This window comes from Hymenobacter algoricola (assembly GCF_039539525.1).
Taxonomy (GTDB): Bacteria; Bacteroidota; Bacteroidia; order Cytophagales; family Hymenobacteraceae; genus Hymenobacter; species Hymenobacter algoricola.
The window spans coordinates 61,526-75,509 of record NZ_BAABDH010000111.1; the positions used below are offsets into that span (position 1 = coordinate 61,526).

At 59.9% G+C, this 13,984-nt stretch carries 15 protein-coding genes; 7 read left to right on the plus strand and 8 right to left on the minus strand.

All coding sequences use genetic code 11. The features are described 5' to 3' along the window. Positions 1 to 72: 72 nt before the first annotated feature. The 3 genes from ABD842_RS19240 to ABD842_RS19250 form a co-directional block, all read right to left on the minus strand. Complete coding sequence (locus tag ABD842_RS19240; RefSeq protein WP_345117462.1) at positions 73 to 801, minus strand: head GIN domain-containing protein; 729 nt, start codon at positions 799 to 801, stop codon at positions 73 to 75. 107 nt (positions 802 to 908) lie between these two features. Further along, complete coding sequence (locus ABD842_RS19245; RefSeq protein ID WP_345117463.1) at positions 909 to 1,487, minus strand: RNA polymerase sigma-70 factor; 579 nt, start codon at positions 1,485 to 1,487, stop codon at positions 909 to 911. Positions 1,488 to 1,586: 99 nt separating this feature from the next. Beyond that, positions 1,587 to 2,894 (minus strand): MFS transporter, encoded by a 1,308-nt coding sequence (locus ABD842_RS19250; protein ID WP_345117464.1) that lies wholly within the window; start codon positions 2,892 to 2,894, stop codon positions 1,587 to 1,589. 255 nt (positions 2,895 to 3,149) lie between these two features. Here ABD842_RS19250 and ABD842_RS19255 point away from each other — a divergent pair, with 255 nt between their 5' ends. The 5 genes from ABD842_RS19255 to nth all read left to right on the plus strand — a co-directional run bounded on the left by ABD842_RS19255 (position 3,150) and on the right by nth (position 6,178). After that, on the plus strand, positions 3,150 to 3,578 hold the full coding sequence (locus ABD842_RS19255; protein WP_345117466.1) for a hypothetical protein: 429 nt from the start codon (positions 3,150 to 3,152) through the stop codon (positions 3,576 to 3,578). 85 nt (positions 3,579 to 3,663) lie between these two features. Then, positions 3,664 to 4,230, plus strand: a complete 567-nt coding sequence (locus tag ABD842_RS19260) for a DUF6799 domain-containing protein (RefSeq protein WP_345117468.1) — start codon at positions 3,664 to 3,666, stop codon at positions 4,228 to 4,230. 314 nt (positions 4,231 to 4,544) lie between these two features. Continuing rightward, positions 4,545 to 5,180 carry an RNA polymerase sigma factor gene (locus ABD842_RS19265; RefSeq protein WP_345117470.1) on the plus strand — a complete coding sequence of 212 codons (636 nt, stop codon included), beginning with the start codon at positions 4,545 to 4,547 and terminating at the stop codon, positions 5,178 to 5,180. Further along, positions 5,119 to 5,349 carry a hypothetical protein gene (locus tag ABD842_RS19270; RefSeq protein WP_345117472.1) on the plus strand — a complete coding sequence of 77 codons (231 nt, stop codon included), beginning with the start codon at positions 5,119 to 5,121 and terminating at the stop codon, positions 5,347 to 5,349. Before ABD842_RS19265 ends, ABD842_RS19270 begins: the two co-directional genes overlap by 62 nt. A 109-nt stretch (positions 5,350 to 5,458) precedes the next feature. Further along, positions 5,459 to 6,178, plus strand: coding sequence for an endonuclease III (nth, locus tag ABD842_RS19275; RefSeq protein ID WP_345117474.1), 720 nt, complete (start codon positions 5,459 to 5,461; stop codon positions 6,176 to 6,178). 37 nt (positions 6,179 to 6,215) lie between these two features. Here nth and ABD842_RS19280 read toward each other — a convergent pair whose 3' ends face one another. Both ABD842_RS19280 and gldB read right to left on the minus strand, forming a co-directional pair. Further along, positions 6,216 to 7,418, minus strand: a complete 1,203-nt coding sequence (locus tag ABD842_RS19280; RefSeq protein ID WP_345117476.1) for a glycosyltransferase family 4 protein — start codon at positions 7,416 to 7,418, stop codon at positions 6,216 to 6,218. A gap of 118 nt (positions 7,419 to 7,536) precedes the next feature. Continuing rightward, the gene (gene gldB / locus ABD842_RS19285; protein WP_345117478.1) at positions 7,537 to 8,532 is read right to left on the minus strand and encodes a gliding motility lipoprotein GldB; all 996 of its coding nucleotides are present in this window, start codon (positions 8,530 to 8,532) and stop codon (positions 7,537 to 7,539) included. Positions 8,533 to 8,639: 107 nt separating this feature from the next. Here gldB and ABD842_RS19290 point away from each other — a divergent pair, with 107 nt between their 5' ends. Next, positions 8,640 to 9,335, plus strand: coding sequence for an outer membrane beta-barrel protein (locus ABD842_RS19290; protein WP_345117480.1), 696 nt, complete (start codon positions 8,640 to 8,642; stop codon positions 9,333 to 9,335). 97 nt (positions 9,336 to 9,432) lie between these two features. Here the strand turns inward: ABD842_RS19290 and ABD842_RS19295 are convergent, their stop codons facing one another. The 3 genes from ABD842_RS19295 to ABD842_RS19305 form a co-directional block, all read right to left on the minus strand. After that, entirely contained in the window at positions 9,433 to 11,043 is a 1,611-nt protein-coding gene (locus ABD842_RS19295) for an Rne/Rng family ribonuclease (RefSeq protein ID WP_345117482.1), read from the minus strand. 328 nt (positions 11,044 to 11,371) lie between these two features. Next, positions 11,372 to 12,265: a tetratricopeptide repeat protein gene (locus ABD842_RS19300; RefSeq protein WP_345117484.1), complete on the minus strand. Its 894-nt coding sequence runs from the start codon at positions 12,263 to 12,265 to the stop codon at positions 11,372 to 11,374. Between the two features lie 73 nt (positions 12,266 to 12,338). Continuing rightward, complete coding sequence (locus ABD842_RS19305) at positions 12,339 to 12,644, minus strand: HU family DNA-binding protein (RefSeq protein ID WP_345071469.1); 306 nt, start codon at positions 12,642 to 12,644, stop codon at positions 12,339 to 12,341. Between the two features lie 194 nt (positions 12,645 to 12,838). On the opposite strand from ABD842_RS19305, the gene mutY reads away from it, so the two are divergent. Continuing rightward, on the plus strand, positions 12,839 to 13,930 hold the full coding sequence (mutY, locus tag ABD842_RS19310) for an A/G-specific adenine glycosylase (RefSeq protein ID WP_345117486.1): 1,092 nt from the start codon (positions 12,839 to 12,841) through the stop codon (positions 13,928 to 13,930). Positions 13,931 to 13,984 lie beyond the last annotated feature (54 nt).

Below are 13,984 nucleotides of genomic sequence, written 5' to 3' on the forward strand. Positions count from 1 at the left end.
GATTGAAAAGGCCAGGCGGAGCCGCGGCCCGGGGCCGGTTGGGCCAGTACGGCGGGCGGCAGCGGAACTGCGTTAGTTGGAATCCACGACGCGGCCGGAGCCGGAAATGCGCACCGTCACGCCGGGGTGACCTTTGTAGTACACTTTGCCCGAGCCGCTGATGGTGGCCCGCAGCGCCTGCGCCGCCGTGAGGTAGCCGGAGCCCGAGCCGCTGATGCTCACGTCGGCCGTCTGCAGGCGCAGGGCGTAGGAATTCAACTGGCCCGAGCCGCTGATCTGCACGGTATGGCCCTGGGCTTCGCCGCCGAGGCCCACGCTGCCCGAGCCGGAAATGCTGGTGTCCAGGCTGCGGGCCGTCAGCTGATCAAACCTGACAGCGCCGGAGCCCGACACGCTCAGCGCCAGATCCTGCACCTGCCAGCCTTCGCGTCCCAGCAATTCGCCGGAGCCCGATACGCCCGCACTCGTCAGACCGGGCGTGGTGACGTACACGCGGATGGGCTCGTGGCGGCGCACCTGTACGCGGCCAAAGCTGATGGTGAGCTTTTCGTTGCCGACGGTGGTCTGCAGCACTTCGAGCACGTTGCGCTGCGCCTCCACCCGGATGCTGGCCGTGGGCCCCTGAGTAAGATACACAGTGCCGTTGACAGCCAGATCGACGCCACTAAAAGCCGGCAGCGACCGGCTTTCGGCTACCGTCGGGCCGCTGCCGCTGATGCGGTCGGGACAGATGTCGTTATGGTCGCAGCTCGTGAGCAGCAGGCTCAGGGCCACCAGGGCGGAGGGAAGGAGGGTTTTCATAGCGGTAAACGGGTTGGAGGTTCAGACCGGATGACGGTTTCAAGGGTCTGATACCTTACTGGCCCGCTACCCCTACGCCGGGGCAAAAAATAATTACTTTACCCGCCCTACAGCAGCAGATACAGGTTTTTGAGCAGCCCGCTCAGCTGCCGACGCAGGATGCGCAGGGCCTTGCCCATCTGGTTTTCCACGGTCTTGGGTGAAATCTCCAGCGTGTCGGCAATCTGCTGGTAGCTGAGCTCATCGTAGCGGCTCATGGTAAACACCACCCGGCACTGCGGCGGTAGCAGGGCTAGCGCGGCCGCCACCGAAGCTTGCGCTTCCTGCTCGTACAGGGCGTGCAGGGCATCATCGGTGGCCGGCTCGGCCGAGGCGGGGGCCGCTGTCCAGGCCACCTGCCGCTGGCTCCGCTCCGCGTGGCGCAGGGCCGCATTCAGCGCGGCCCGGTAGAGGTAGGCGCCGTAGGTGGTACTGATGGTCAGCGTCTCCCGGCCGTTCCAGACCCGCAAAAACACGTCCTGCAACAGATCCTCGGTCACGGCGCGGTCCTGCACTACGCGGTTAATCACGGCACCCAGGGGGCGGTAAAACTCCCGGAACAGCAGCTCCAGGAAGGCCTCGGCATCGGTGGCCCGTAACTGGGTCAGCCGGGCTTCGAGGGCAGCTTCGGACGCGGGAGTAGCCATAGCGCGGGGTGGCAGCGGGGCCGTAAACGGCCGGGGGCTGGCATAATTCGGAGGCAAAGCTACACTATATAGCGTTTTACCCGATGGCGTATCCCCTATTTATGCTGCAGTCTTTTTCTCCGGAGTCAGGTCCAGCGCCCGTAGCTTATCGGCCCGCCACGAAGTAATGGCGACTACCACCAGCGTCATCACTCCGCCAAACACCACCGAGGGCACCACCCTCAACAGCTTGGCCATAGCGCCCGACTCGAAGGCCCCGATTTCGTTGCTGGAGCCGATAAAGATGTTGTTTACGGCCGAAACGCGCCCTTTCATGTATTCCGGCGTGAAGGTGTGAATGAGCGTGGAGCGCACAATCACCGATACGGAGTCGAATACGCCGGTCAGGAACAGCAGAAACAACGACAGCCAGAAGTTGGTGGACAGCGCAAAGGCAATGGTGGCTGCCCCGAAGCCCGCTACGGCCCAGAGCAGCTTGCGCCCCGCATTGCGCCAGAGCGGGAAGTAGGTCAGCAGCACCGCCATCAGCACCGAGCCCACGGCCGGGGCCGCGCGCAGATAGCCGTAGCCCTGGGCGCCCACTTTCAGAATCGAGTCGGCAAAGATGGGCAGCAGGGCTACGGCCCCGCCAAACAGCACGGCAAACAGATCCAGTGACAGAGCTGCCAGCACCAGCTGGTTGCCGAAGATGAACTGCACCCCCGTCAGCAGGCTTTCTTTCAGGCTCAGCTTCTCTCCTTCCCGGACGGGCAGCGGCCGGCCGGCAATTGAAACAAACAGCAGCAGGGCTACGGCCATCAGCAGCGCATCTACCGCGTAGGCCGTCGTGATGCCGGTTTCGGGATGCACCCGGCCCGCCAGCCCAATGATAAGGCCCCCAATAGCCGGCCCGATAACCGACGAGGCCTGCCAGGTAGTGCTGTTCCAGGTAATGGCATTGGACAGCCGCTCCCGATCAGGCAGCAGCTGGGGCATAAAGGAAAACAGCGCCGGCCCTAAAAAACCCCGCGCAATGCCGCTCACGAAAAGAATGCTGTACAGCGGCAGCGTATACAGCGCGTCTTTGTGCAGCAGCTCCCGCCCTTGCGGGCCCGACAGCCACCACAACGATACGGAGCACAGCAGCAGCACCGCTACGGCCACCACGATAATATTCTTGCGCCGCACGGAGTCGGCCACATGCCCGGCGTACAGTGACACCACAATGCTGGGAACAGCTTCCGCCAGCCCGATCAGACCCAGCGCCAGCGGGTCGCCCGTAAGCTTCAGAATCTGCCAGCTCACCACGGCACCCTGAATCTGGGTAGCAATAACCATACTGGCCCGGGCCGAAATCAGCCGTCGGAAGTCGGGAATCCGCAGCGCGGCGTAGGGGTCGTGACGAACAGAGGCGGAAGCAGCAGCCATAGAAACTAACGGGGTAGAAGCGCGGCAAAGGTAACCTGAAACCCCGGCCCGCGGCTACGGTTGCGCTTGCCCCGACGGGCTGGTTTTTGCAACCTTACGGTACGCTTTCGGCAGGATGCCTCGCTGGCCAGCGGCCCGGTTTCGGCCGGGCAGAATTCATCCGCCTCGTGCGGCGGGCGCTGTGGCCCAGCTGGTTTCCCGCCGCTCCGGCCGGGGCGGCCTGTTTTCCTTATCTTCCGCCTCAAGCTTTTACCCATGCCCGCCGCCCCGACTTTAATTGCCGATATCATGGAGCTGGCCTTCCGCTCCGACGTTGGCACCCTGCTGGGGCGCTGGCTCCGGCCCAGCACTACGGCAGAAGTGCAACAGGGCTACGAGGCTACGCTGCGCTTTGCCAGCACCTACCGCTCCCGCTACTGGCTGCTTGATCTGCGCCGCCGCGGTCCGGTTAGTGAAGACGGCACCCACTGGGTCCTCGAATCATTTTTGCCCCGTCTGGCCCCGCTGCTCGGCGGGCGGGTATACGTGGCCTTTTTAATGTCGCCGGGCCACCTGAGCGCCATCGATCAGGAAAACGGCGCCCCACTGGTTTCCAACGCCCGCTGTCACGTGCGCCTGTTCAGCGACGAAAGCAACGCGGCCGAATGGCTCCAGCGCCGCCAGCGCCACGACGGGGAGGCGTAACCCTGGCCCGCCAAACCTCGTCAGTAATATTAGCGGGTATCCCTGCCGCAACTTTCCCTTGTTTTCCAACTCTCCCCCGTTGCTTATGCGTTTTCTTACTCTTGCCTGCTGCGTGGTAGGGGGCCTGCTACTGGCGGCCGCACCGGCATTTGCCCAGACGTCCTCTTCCGCCCCCGCCCAGGTTAGCTCCCTCAAGGATGGCGTGTACCGAAAGGGGGGCCTCACCATGCGGCTGCAGGCCGGGCAAACCAGCCGCCTTTCGGCGCCTGTCACGATGTCCAATGGCCTCGTAATTCGCCCCGACGGCATTATGGTCAGCAAGGACGGCACCCGGCAGATCCTGGAAGAAGGCAAAGCCGTAAATCTGCAGGGTCAGATCGTAAACTTCACCGACGATATGATGTCGGCCCCCGCCATTGAGCAGCGTGCCCGCCGGGTGGCCGGCGTTACCGAAACCATAATAGCTATGCCCGATGCCGGCCCCGTCCCGGCCCGCCTCACCGCTGAGCTGCTGCGCACCGAGCGTCGCCTGGCTCTGCTCCAGCAGCTCGCCGACCGGCTGGCCCAGCGGACAGCCGCGGGCTCGGTCGGGTCCAGCACGGCTACCCTCGACGCCCAGCTTCAGGAAATCGACGCTCAGCTGAAGCGCTGAGCATCGTCGCACAAAAAAGCCCGCTGTTCTAGCGGGCTTTTTTGTGCCTCCTCATCCTAACCGTTCTACCACTGACGTGGCTTAATACCGGGGCAGGAGGAAGCGCGGGAAAACCGTGTATGGGACTTATTTAATACTGGGTTTCAAAATTGTATAAAATTATTTCCTTTTTGACTGCTTACCCATTGTGTTTGGCTTTGCAGTTCTCTACATTTGATTTTCCCAACCACCCCTTCCTTCCCGGGTTCTTTCCCATTCATCGGCAACTGCACTCTATGGCCTAAAGCTCTACTTCCCTTTAACTAGTAGTCTTTATGGAAACCATGCAGCCGAGCGATTCCGCTCTGATTTCGCTCTATATTGCCGGCAAGGAGGATGCCTTCGCCACGTTGCTCGAGCGGCACAAAAGCCGTGTTTTTACCACGATAATGCTTATCGTGCGGGATGAGGACGTGGCCGACGATTTGCTGCAGGACACCTTCATCAAGGCGATTCACACCATGAAAGGTGGGCGCTACAACGAGGAAGGCAAGTTTTCGTCCTGGATCTGCCGCATTGCGCACAATCTGGCCATCGATTTCTTCCGGCGCGAAAAACGCAGCCCTCTTTTAAATCTCGATACAACAAGTCACGCCTTTAACTCGTTGTCACTGGCAGAAGAGGGGGCCGATGTATCCATCTCCCGGGAGGAAACCTACGCCCGTCTTCGTGAACTGATTCAGGACCTGCCAGCGGCGCAGAAAGAGGTGCTTGTGATGCGGCATTACGGCGACATGAGCTTCCAGGAAATTGCCGACGCAACGGGGGTCAGTATCAACACTGCCTTGGGGCGCATGCGCTACGCCCTGATCAACCTGCGGAAGAAGATGGCCGCACAACCCGTTTTCTATGATCAAAACCTTTACCCACGAGAAGCTCCTGCGGTACGTGTACAACGAGTTGCCGGCTAAGGAGCACGCCGAAGTGGAGCAGGCCCTGCTCCACGATGCTCAGCTGGCCACCGTTTGCGCCGATATATTGCTGGCCCAACGCTGCCTGGACGGTTTGCAGCGGCAGCCCAAGCAAAAGACCACCGATTCGATATTACAATATTCGCGCACCTTTCTGAAAGCGGGGTGACACCTCCTCCCGGGGGGAAAGAGTAAATAGCGCCGATGGCGTGGGAAAGACCTGCTGAACCAGCATCTTTGCCCCGGTATCCGCTCCGTTTATCCTTTCCCTCTTTTTCATGCGCAAGCCCGAACGGTTCCGCCGCTTCCTGGCGTACTTCACCACCCACTTTCCCGAGCCGGAAACGGAGCTGCACTACGGCAATCCGTACGAGCTGATCGTGGCCGTAGTGCTTAGCGCCCAGTGTACCGATAAGCGCGTCAACCAGATTATGCCCGCGCTGCTGGAGCAGTTTCCCACGCCCGCGCACTTGGCCGCCGCCGCCGCCGACGATATTTTCCCCTTCATTCGCAGCATATCCTACCCCAACAACAAGGCCAAGCACCTGGCCGGGCTGGGCCGGATTCTGACCGCGGAATTCAACTCCGAAGTCCCCAGTAGCCTCGACGAGCTGCAGCGCCTGCCCGGCGTGGGCCGCAAGACGGCCAATGTTATCCTGTCCGTGATTTATAATCAGCCCACGATGGCTGTCGACACGCACGTATTCCGCGTGTCGCACCGCATCGGGCTGGCCGCGCTGACGGCTACCACGCCGCTGGCAGTAGAAAAAGAGCTGGTCCGTTATATAACCGAAGCACTTATTCCCAAGGCTCACCACTGGCTTATTCTGCACGGCCGCTACATCTGCGTGGCCCGGCAGCCCAAATGTGCCATCTGCCCGCTGAAGGATTTCTGCAAATACTACAGCCAGCATTTCGCCCTACCCGCGCCCAGCGCCCGGCAGGGCGTTATCGAGCCTCCACTTGAGGGAAATAACTTTGCCGAAAGTACAACATAGTATAAAACTAGTCATAGTGGGTACACCCCTGACGCGACTACGCCCCGGCCGCGTTTTCCAGCAGGCGTTGTATGGTAGCAGCAATCTGCTGTCGGTCAAATTCCCGGCTTGCCACCTGCTGGCCATTGTGGCCGGCCTGCCCAAGCTGCTGGGGCTGGTCGAGTAGCTCCCGAAGTCGGGTAGCCAGAGCGGCCGAGTTACCGGCCGGCACATACCAGCCGCAAGCATGCTTCTCGACCAGCGTTTTGGTCCAGCCCTGGTTGGTAACAATGACGGGGGTTCCAACGGCGAGACTGTCGTAAAACTTGGCCGGGGAGTTGGCATCCAGTACCGGCAGATTCAGAAACGACACGACTGAGATATCGGCCAGCCGAAACCACTCGAAGACGGCGTGGCGCGGCTGCGGGGGCACCAGCCGGATATTGGCGCACCGCTCCGCCGCCGCTCGTACCAGCGGCTCGTGGAACCCTAGCCCCATGAACAGCCAGACCACGTTGGGCCGCTCCGAGGCCAGCCGCTCCGCCGCCGCCACCAGAGTAGGAATGTCATTGGCGCGGCCAAAGGTACCGGCGTAAAGCACCACCTGTTGCCCCAGCAGCTGGTGCTGCTCCCGCAACGCCGCCACGGTTTCGGCCGTTGCCCGCGCCGCCAGCGGCAGGTCCGTCCCGTTGAGGACTGTCGTGATTTTATCGGCCTCTATCCCCTGCTGCTGCACGTAGCGCGTCATGTCGGGCGAGAGGGGCAGGATGTGATGGGCGCTGCGGTAGAGGCTCTTTTCCAGGGCGAAGAGCCGCTGCTGGGCAAACCGGGTCGGGACGGCCCCCATGGCAATGGGAAAGGCGGGCCACAGATCCTGCACTTCGAACACCCACGGCACCCGCCGCTGCCGGGCCACCTGCGCCGCCGCCCACGCGGCTGTGAGTGGCGTAGAAATACCCCAGATTACGTCGGGTCGCTCCAGCCGCAGACCTTCCCGCACGGCGTAGGCGGCGTATTGGCCGAAAGCCAGTACCCGCCGGGCGACGCCCATCTTGTTTTGGTAGGACACTTCCGCCGCACGAATTTCCACCCCCGCCGGCACCCACGGATACTGGTGCGTCAGGCGCTGGGCTTCCCAGGTACGGGTTGTAAGCAGCGTAATCCGGTGCGTCTTCGCCAGGTGCGCCAGCAACGAATAGTGCCGACTGGTTGCCGGACAATCGGGGTTCGTGTGGTACTGGCTGAAAACGGCAATGTGCACGAGAGGTCAATTAAGAATTAGGAATTAAAAATTAAGAATTCGCTTATGCTCAACTTGGCTGAGGTTATTGCTGCCGAGCAGTTTTCAATTCTTATTTCTCAATTTTTAATTGAGCGCGTCAGCGCTTGGGCCGGTAGTGCGACTCGCTCAGGATGCGCTGCGGGTCCTTTTCGGCCATCAGCTGCTTGAGCGTCACGTTGGGGTGCTGGCTCATGTACTTGCGCACGATCTGCCAGCCCAGCCACACGCCGACCCGGCCGGGGCAGGTCTTCCCGATTTCGGGCACGTTGGGCCGCTCCCCCAGGTACTTCTGAATGGTAAACGGAGCCGTGCTGTAGAGCATATTCTTTTCGATGAAGTGCGCCCAGATCTTGCTCTCGTTGAACTGTACACCCGCCATTTCGGCCCCCGTGAAGCCCACCAGCAGAGTGTCGGCGGTGCAGGGCAGCACTTGCTCGGCGAAGTAGAGCGACTTGCCGAACTGCACCATCTCGCTGAGCATAGTCTGGTTGGTGAGCTGGTGCTGGTTGTACTTGCTGCTGACGGCCAGCGCCGCCGTGGGCAGCAGATAGGCCGGCGCGTAGCGACGCTTGATGTACTCGGGCACGTTGGGCCGGACGCTGGCCTTGGGCCCCACAAAGAAGTCCAGGCTCAGCACCATCAGGCTGTCATTCACAAACAAGTCCTGACTCAGGCCGCTGACGAAGGTTTTCACGGCCGGCACCCGAAAATCGGGGAAGTAGTAGCGCACGTGCTGAAACAGCAGTTGCAGCTGCCCCTGCAGGGCTTCGGTATCCTTGAACTCTGCTTCGGCCTGCTGGCCCAGCTTCTGCAGGCCGGCATTGGTAGCCAGTCGCACCATCGCCTGGCCCAGCACTTCCTCCGACGGATACTGCTTACGCTGCAAAAACTGGTCGGCAAACAGCGGGTGCTGCCGGATGAACTGCTGGGCGTCGGCGGGGCTTCTCAGCTGAAAGAACGGCCGCTCCAGGCGCTCCACCCGCACGTCGGCTTCCACGCGGGCTACTTCCGGATTTAGCTCGCACTTGCTATCCTTGCTGCAGCTGCTGAAAAGTGCTACGGAGGCAAAAATGGCCGTTAAGACAAGGCGCATGGGGCAGGGTTGTAAGTCACGCTTCTATATTTGGGTGAAAATAGCCTAAATCGAAACGCCAAGCGGCAGGCTTTCGTCTAAAGCTCAACTTCCTCTTCCCATTTTCTATGAAAAAACCGTTTCTGGCCCTGCTACTGCTGGGTGCTTCCGCCGGGGCCGCCTCCGCCCAGGTTGAAATTGGCCTGAAAATCTCGCCTTCCGTCACCTATCTGCGGGCGGACTCCCCAAGCGCCCTGAACTTTCAAAACGACAAGAGCAAGCTCAGCCTCGGTGGGGGCCTGGTGGTGGATTACTTCTTCGGTCAGAACTACGCCTTCAGCACGGGCTTGCTGCTGGTCAGCAAAGGCGGGACCGTCACTTATACCGACCCGGCTCTTGTGGTCCTGAACCCCAACGACCCGGCCTCGGTCAGAAGTCAGAAAATCGGTCTGCAGTACCTGGAAGTGCCGCTTACTGTGAAGCTGTTTACCAACGACGTCGCCACTGACACGAAGGTGTACTTCCAGCTCGGCGGCTCCATCGGAGGGCTCATCAGCGGCCGCATCAACGGCGACAAACGCTACACGGACGTCGGCAATCAGAAGGAATCAGAGTCCGTCAAGCATTTCATCATCCCCGACGCCGCCGCGCTGGTTGGGGCCGGTGTGGAGTACCAGCTGGGCCAGAGCACCAAAGTATTCGGGGGCCTTTCCTACCACCGCGGGCTGGTCAACATCGAAAAGTATTTCGATGAAGAGCGCGGCTTCCAGGATGTCAGCCTCAAAAACAACGAAGTGGCGCTGGACCTGGGACTGAAGTTCTAGACTGGCACCGTGCCACGAAAAAGCCCCCGCTGCTCATCCGAGCGACGGGGGCTTTCTTCGTATCAGGAGGGCTTTTCGCAGAAAAAACCGTTGATCATTAATCCGTTAACTCTTCTACCTCCCGGTCCTGGAGGCGGCTCATGGCGGCGGCGGGGGAATGCAGTTCGATTTCCTCGCCCCGCTCATCCTCGATGCGGTAGTCGGTGAGGCCTAAGGACGTATCCTTCATGACCTTCACCCACTTGTAATACTTCAAATACCACTTCATCTGCTTCGACACCAATCCCTTGGTGTAATAAGCGTGCAGGAAGGGGTGCACGTACAGCGAAATTCCCGACTGGTTCTGGGTGACCAGCAGGTCTTCAATGCTGTTGTCGATTTCGTCCGTTACGAGGATAGAGGCCGAAATCTTGCCCGTTCCACCGCAGGTGGGGCACACCTCGCCGGTGATGATGTTCTCGGCGGGACGTACGCGCTGCCGCGTAATCTGCAGCAGCCCAAACTTGGTGATGGGCAATATGGTGAAGCGCGCTTTGTCGTGCTTCATGACGTCGCGCACGGCATCTTCCACCTTTTTGCGACTCTCAGCACTTTTCATGTCGATAAAATCGACTACGATGATGCCGCCCATGTCGCGCAGGCGGAGCTGACGGGCTACCTCTTTGGCCGCCAGCATGTTGATCATGAGAGCCGTAGCTTCCTGGTCACTTTCCTGGTTGCTCTTGTTGCCCGAGTTCACATCGATGACGTGCAACGCCTCAGTGTGCTCGATGACAAGGTAGCCGCCGCCGGGTACGGTCACGGTTTTGCCAAACAGCGTTTTGAGCTGCTTTTCCAAACCGACGTGCTCAAACACCTTCACCTTGCCGGTGTGAAGCTTGAGCAGACCGAGCCTGTCGGGTGCAATCTTCTGGAGGTAGCTGCGCATTTCCTCGTACATCGGCGCCGAATCCACGGTAATGGAGTCGAAGCTTTCGTTGAGCAGGTCGCGTAGCATAGAGCTGGAGCGGCCCAGCTCGCCCAGCACCTTGTCGTTCGGCTTGGCCGTGCGCAGGGTGTTGAAGAGCGTGTCCCAGTTGGCCGTCATGCTTTGCATATCCTTGTCGAGCTCCGCCACCTCGCGGCCTTCGGCCACGGTACGGATAATCACGCCGAAGTTGTCGGGCTTGATGGAGGCAATGAGCCGCTTAAGCCGCTCCCGCTCCGTCTTGCTGACAATCTTCTTGGATACGCTGATGGTGTTGGAGAACGGGACCAGCACCAGGTAGCGGCCGGCCATGGAAATGTCCATGGACAAGCGCGGACCCTTGGTCGATATCGGCTCCTTCACAATCTGAACCAGCAGCTGCTGGCCCTTCTTGAATACGTCGGCGGCCTTGCCGACTTTGTCGAGCGTGCCTTCAAACTGGAAGGTTTTGAGCGCGCCCACGGTAATTTTCTGCGATTGTACGCCTTTGCTCCACTTCATCATCGAGGGGAATTGCTCCCCCAGGTCGCCGTAGTGCAGAAAGGCATCCTTTTGGTACCCGATGTCAATGAACGCGGCGTTCAGACCGGGCATAACTTTCTTGACCGTCCCCAGGAAGATGTCGCCAACGGAATAGTTGGTGTCGTTGCGGTCGAAATGGTATTCGATGAGCCGCTTATCCTGGAGCAGGGCAATCCGTTCTCCGTCCTGAGTAGAATTAATAACTAATTCGTTACTCAATGGGTCAGTTGGTTAAGTGAGTGTTCCTGCCGTGACGAGCCTACGCCCCCGAAACCCGCAAAGGGAAGCCGGTGCGCGCGGCACCAGCTTCCCTTCCGAGGCCACGGGGAAAGCGAAAAACCAGCCACTCTCAGAACACTTACGTGAGAGATAGGACGAACCTGGGGCCGAGGCCACATGGTCCGACGAGCAAACCCCGGGAGGCTTACTTCTTCTTGTGACGGTTCTTGCGCAGACGCTTCTTCCGTTTGTGCGTGGCAATCTTATGACGCTTTCTCTTTTTACCGCAGGGCATGATGAGGAGGTTAGGGTTTGTAAAAAAGGTTACTTACTTCAATTGAGCTAGCTGCTCATCCACCGACGCGGACAGCGCCGGGTCTGTGCTCAAGCTTTTGGCTTTCCGGAAAGCCGCCTTGGCTTCTTCCTTCGCGTTGGTTTTAGCGAGGGAGACGCCGAGGTAAAACTGACCGTTGATGTTGTCAGGATTGACTTTCGTCAACTCCCGAAAACGCTCCACGGCCTTATCGTACTGGTTACTCTGAATCGAGAGCAGCCCCAGGTTGTAGAGCGCATTTTCGTTGCGCGGATCCGCCACTAGAACTTCGCGTAGCAACGTAACGCCCTTCACGGGGTTGTCGCTGGCCATGTAGGCCATGCCCAGGTTGGTCTTCGCGTCGAGGTTTTCGGGGTTGTTCTTCAACACCTTCTCGTACAGCTCACGGGTTTTGGCAGCCAGCATTTTCTGCCGCTCTTCCGTGGCCGCGAAGCTGAACGCCTCGAAGTACGAGTCGGCCGCCCGCTTCCAGGTTTGTTCGCCCGGACGGGCTACCGCCAGCTGCTCGTAGTAGTAGCCCGCACTGTCGAATTTCTCGACTGCCTTGTACTGGGTGGCCAGGTCGGAGGCCACGCGCAGCTTTGCCATCGGGTCCTGCTCGGCCGAGTATTTGGCCAGCAATCCGTCGATTTCCTTGCGTTGGGCGGGGGCCATCGTCATGTGCGGCTGCGCGGCCGTGGCTCCGGCGGGCGCGGCTTCCTCCACGGAAGTCGTGGAGGGCGCCGCGGCGCCGTTGTCACGGTTGGCGGTGCGGGCGGCCTGCTGGCTCATCTCGCTTTTGCCTTCCTTGGGCTTCACAATTCCCTTGGGCAGCACGTACAGGCCGGCCGTTACCGCGAGGGCGACGACCACAAGAAGAAGCTGATGCGAGGATTTGAAGGATGCCATAGGGAAAAAGCAGGCCGCCGGGTTCCGAAGACGGATACCCGGCGGCGCGCCGCAATGTTACGAAGAAAGCAGTTTAGGCCTGGGCCATCTCTTTAATCTTCTTGCTGTTTTTGATCTTGCCGATGAAGGTTTTCGACGGCTTGAAGCTTGGAATGAAGTGCTCGTCGATGATAATCGACGTGTTTTTCGAGATGTTGCGGGCGACTTTTTTAGCTCGTTTCTTGTTTACGAAGCTGCCAAAGCCCCGCACGTAGATGTTGTTGCCGTCGGCCATCGAATCTTTTACCACTTTGAAGAATGCTTCAACGGTAGCCGATACGTCTGCTTTCTCAATGCCGGTCTTGTCGGCGATTTCGGCGATTACTTCTGCTTTAGTCACGCTGGTAAGTGTACTAGGGTGTGAAAAATGGGTACTGGGCAAAACGCCCCAATTCAAGACGTAAGCCCTTGCCCGGTAAGCTGTTGTTTGCGAATTGGGGCCACAAAGGTACCCGGACTTTTTGGTTTTGCAATACTTTTCCCACTTTCCATTTCGACTGGCTTTTCCTCAGCAAACCTCTATCTTCCAATATTTTGCCGCACCCCAGTACCTTATCTGCCGCCCCCTACTTCGCCCCGGCCCTCTTGGAATGGTACCCGCGGCACCGCCGCGACCTGCCCTGGCGCCATACCCGCGACCCGTATGCCATCTGGCTGTCGGAAGTGATTCTGCAGCAAACCCGGGTCAAGCAGGGTCTGCCCTATTACCTGGATTTCATCAGCACCTACCCTGCCGTGCACGATTTGGCCGCCGCGCCCGAAGATGAGGTGCTGCGCCACTGGCAGGGGTTGGGCTACTACTCCCGGGCCCGCAACATGCACCATACGGCCCAGCAGGTAGTGCGCGACTACGCCGGGCAGTTTCCGGCTACTTACGCGGAATTGCTCAAGCTACGGGGCGTGGGCCAGTACACGGCCGCGGCTATTGCCTCCTTTGCCTTCGGCGAAAAAGTGGCCGTCCTCGACGGCAACGTGTACCGGGTTCTGGCCCGCGTGTTTGGCATTGCCGCCGATATTGCCGCGCCCAGCAGCCGCAAGGAGTTTCAGGCCCTGGCCGACACGCTCATCCCGGCGGCGGCCCCGGACGAGTTCAACCAGGCCATTATGGAGTTCGGGGCCATCCAGTGTACGCCCCTGAAGCCGGACTGTCTGTTTTGCCCGCTCCAGCACCAGTGCTTTGCCTTTCAGCACGGGATGGTGCACGAGCTGCCCGTCAAGAGCAAAGCCAAAGCCAGCCGCACGCGCTACTTTCATTACCTCGTGCTGCGCCACGGCGAAACGGTGTATATGAAGAAGCGCGGCCCGAAAGACATCTGGCAGGGACTTTACGATTTTGTCCTGACCGAAACCAACGCGGCCGAGCTGCCGGCTACCGACCTGGTGGATGCGGTGACGGCAGTTGGCGGCCAGGTGGCCACCGGGCGGGCGGAAGAGCCGGTGCAGTCGTTGCGCCACGTACTCAGCCACCAGAAGGTGGAGGCTCGTTTTCACACCATCTGGCTGCGGCAGCCGCTGGCCGGCCCGGATTTGCGGGCTACGGGCTTAGCGGCCTTCACAGCGGAGCAAACCCATGCGCTGCCCAAGCCCGTGCTGATTGCTAATTTTCTTGACAAAGGCTGGAAATAAAAACTAAATAATTTGGATATCGGATAAATAACTGTTATTTTTAATACAAGAAAA

Excerpts from the sequence above, each read along its gene's own strand:
- ABD842_RS19240 (WP_345117462.1), bottom strand. The coding sequence starts at position 801 with ATGAAAACCCTCCTTCCCTCCGCCCTGGTGGCCCTGAGCCTGCTGCTC.
- ABD842_RS19245 (WP_345117463.1), bottom strand. The coding sequence starts at position 1,487 with ATGGCTACTCCCGCGTCCGAAGCTGCCCTCGAAGCCCGGCTGACCCAG.
- ABD842_RS19250 (WP_345117464.1), bottom strand. The coding sequence starts at position 2,894 with ATGGCTGCTGCTTCCGCCTCTGTTCGTCACGACCCCTACGCCGCGCTG.
- ABD842_RS19255 (WP_345117466.1), top strand. The coding sequence starts at position 3,150 with ATGCCCGCCGCCCCGACTTTAATTGCCGATATCATGGAGCTGGCCTTC.
- ABD842_RS19260 (WP_345117468.1), top strand. The coding sequence starts at position 3,664 with ATGCGTTTTCTTACTCTTGCCTGCTGCGTGGTAGGGGGCCTGCTACTG.
- ABD842_RS19265 (WP_345117470.1), top strand. The coding sequence starts at position 4,545 with ATGGAAACCATGCAGCCGAGCGATTCCGCTCTGATTTCGCTCTATATT.
- ABD842_RS19270 (WP_345117472.1), top strand. The coding sequence starts at position 5,119 with ATGATCAAAACCTTTACCCACGAGAAGCTCCTGCGGTACGTGTACAAC.
- nth (WP_345117474.1), top strand. The coding sequence starts at position 5,459 with ATGCGCAAGCCCGAACGGTTCCGCCGCTTCCTGGCGTACTTCACCACC.
- gldB (WP_345117478.1), bottom strand. The coding sequence starts at position 8,532 with ATGCGCCTTGTCTTAACGGCCATTTTTGCCTCCGTAGCACTTTTCAGC.
- ABD842_RS19290 (WP_345117480.1), top strand. The coding sequence starts at position 8,640 with ATGAAAAAACCGTTTCTGGCCCTGCTACTGCTGGGTGCTTCCGCCGGG.
- ABD842_RS19300 (WP_345117484.1), bottom strand. The coding sequence starts at position 12,265 with ATGGCATCCTTCAAATCCTCGCATCAGCTTCTTCTTGTGGTCGTCGCC.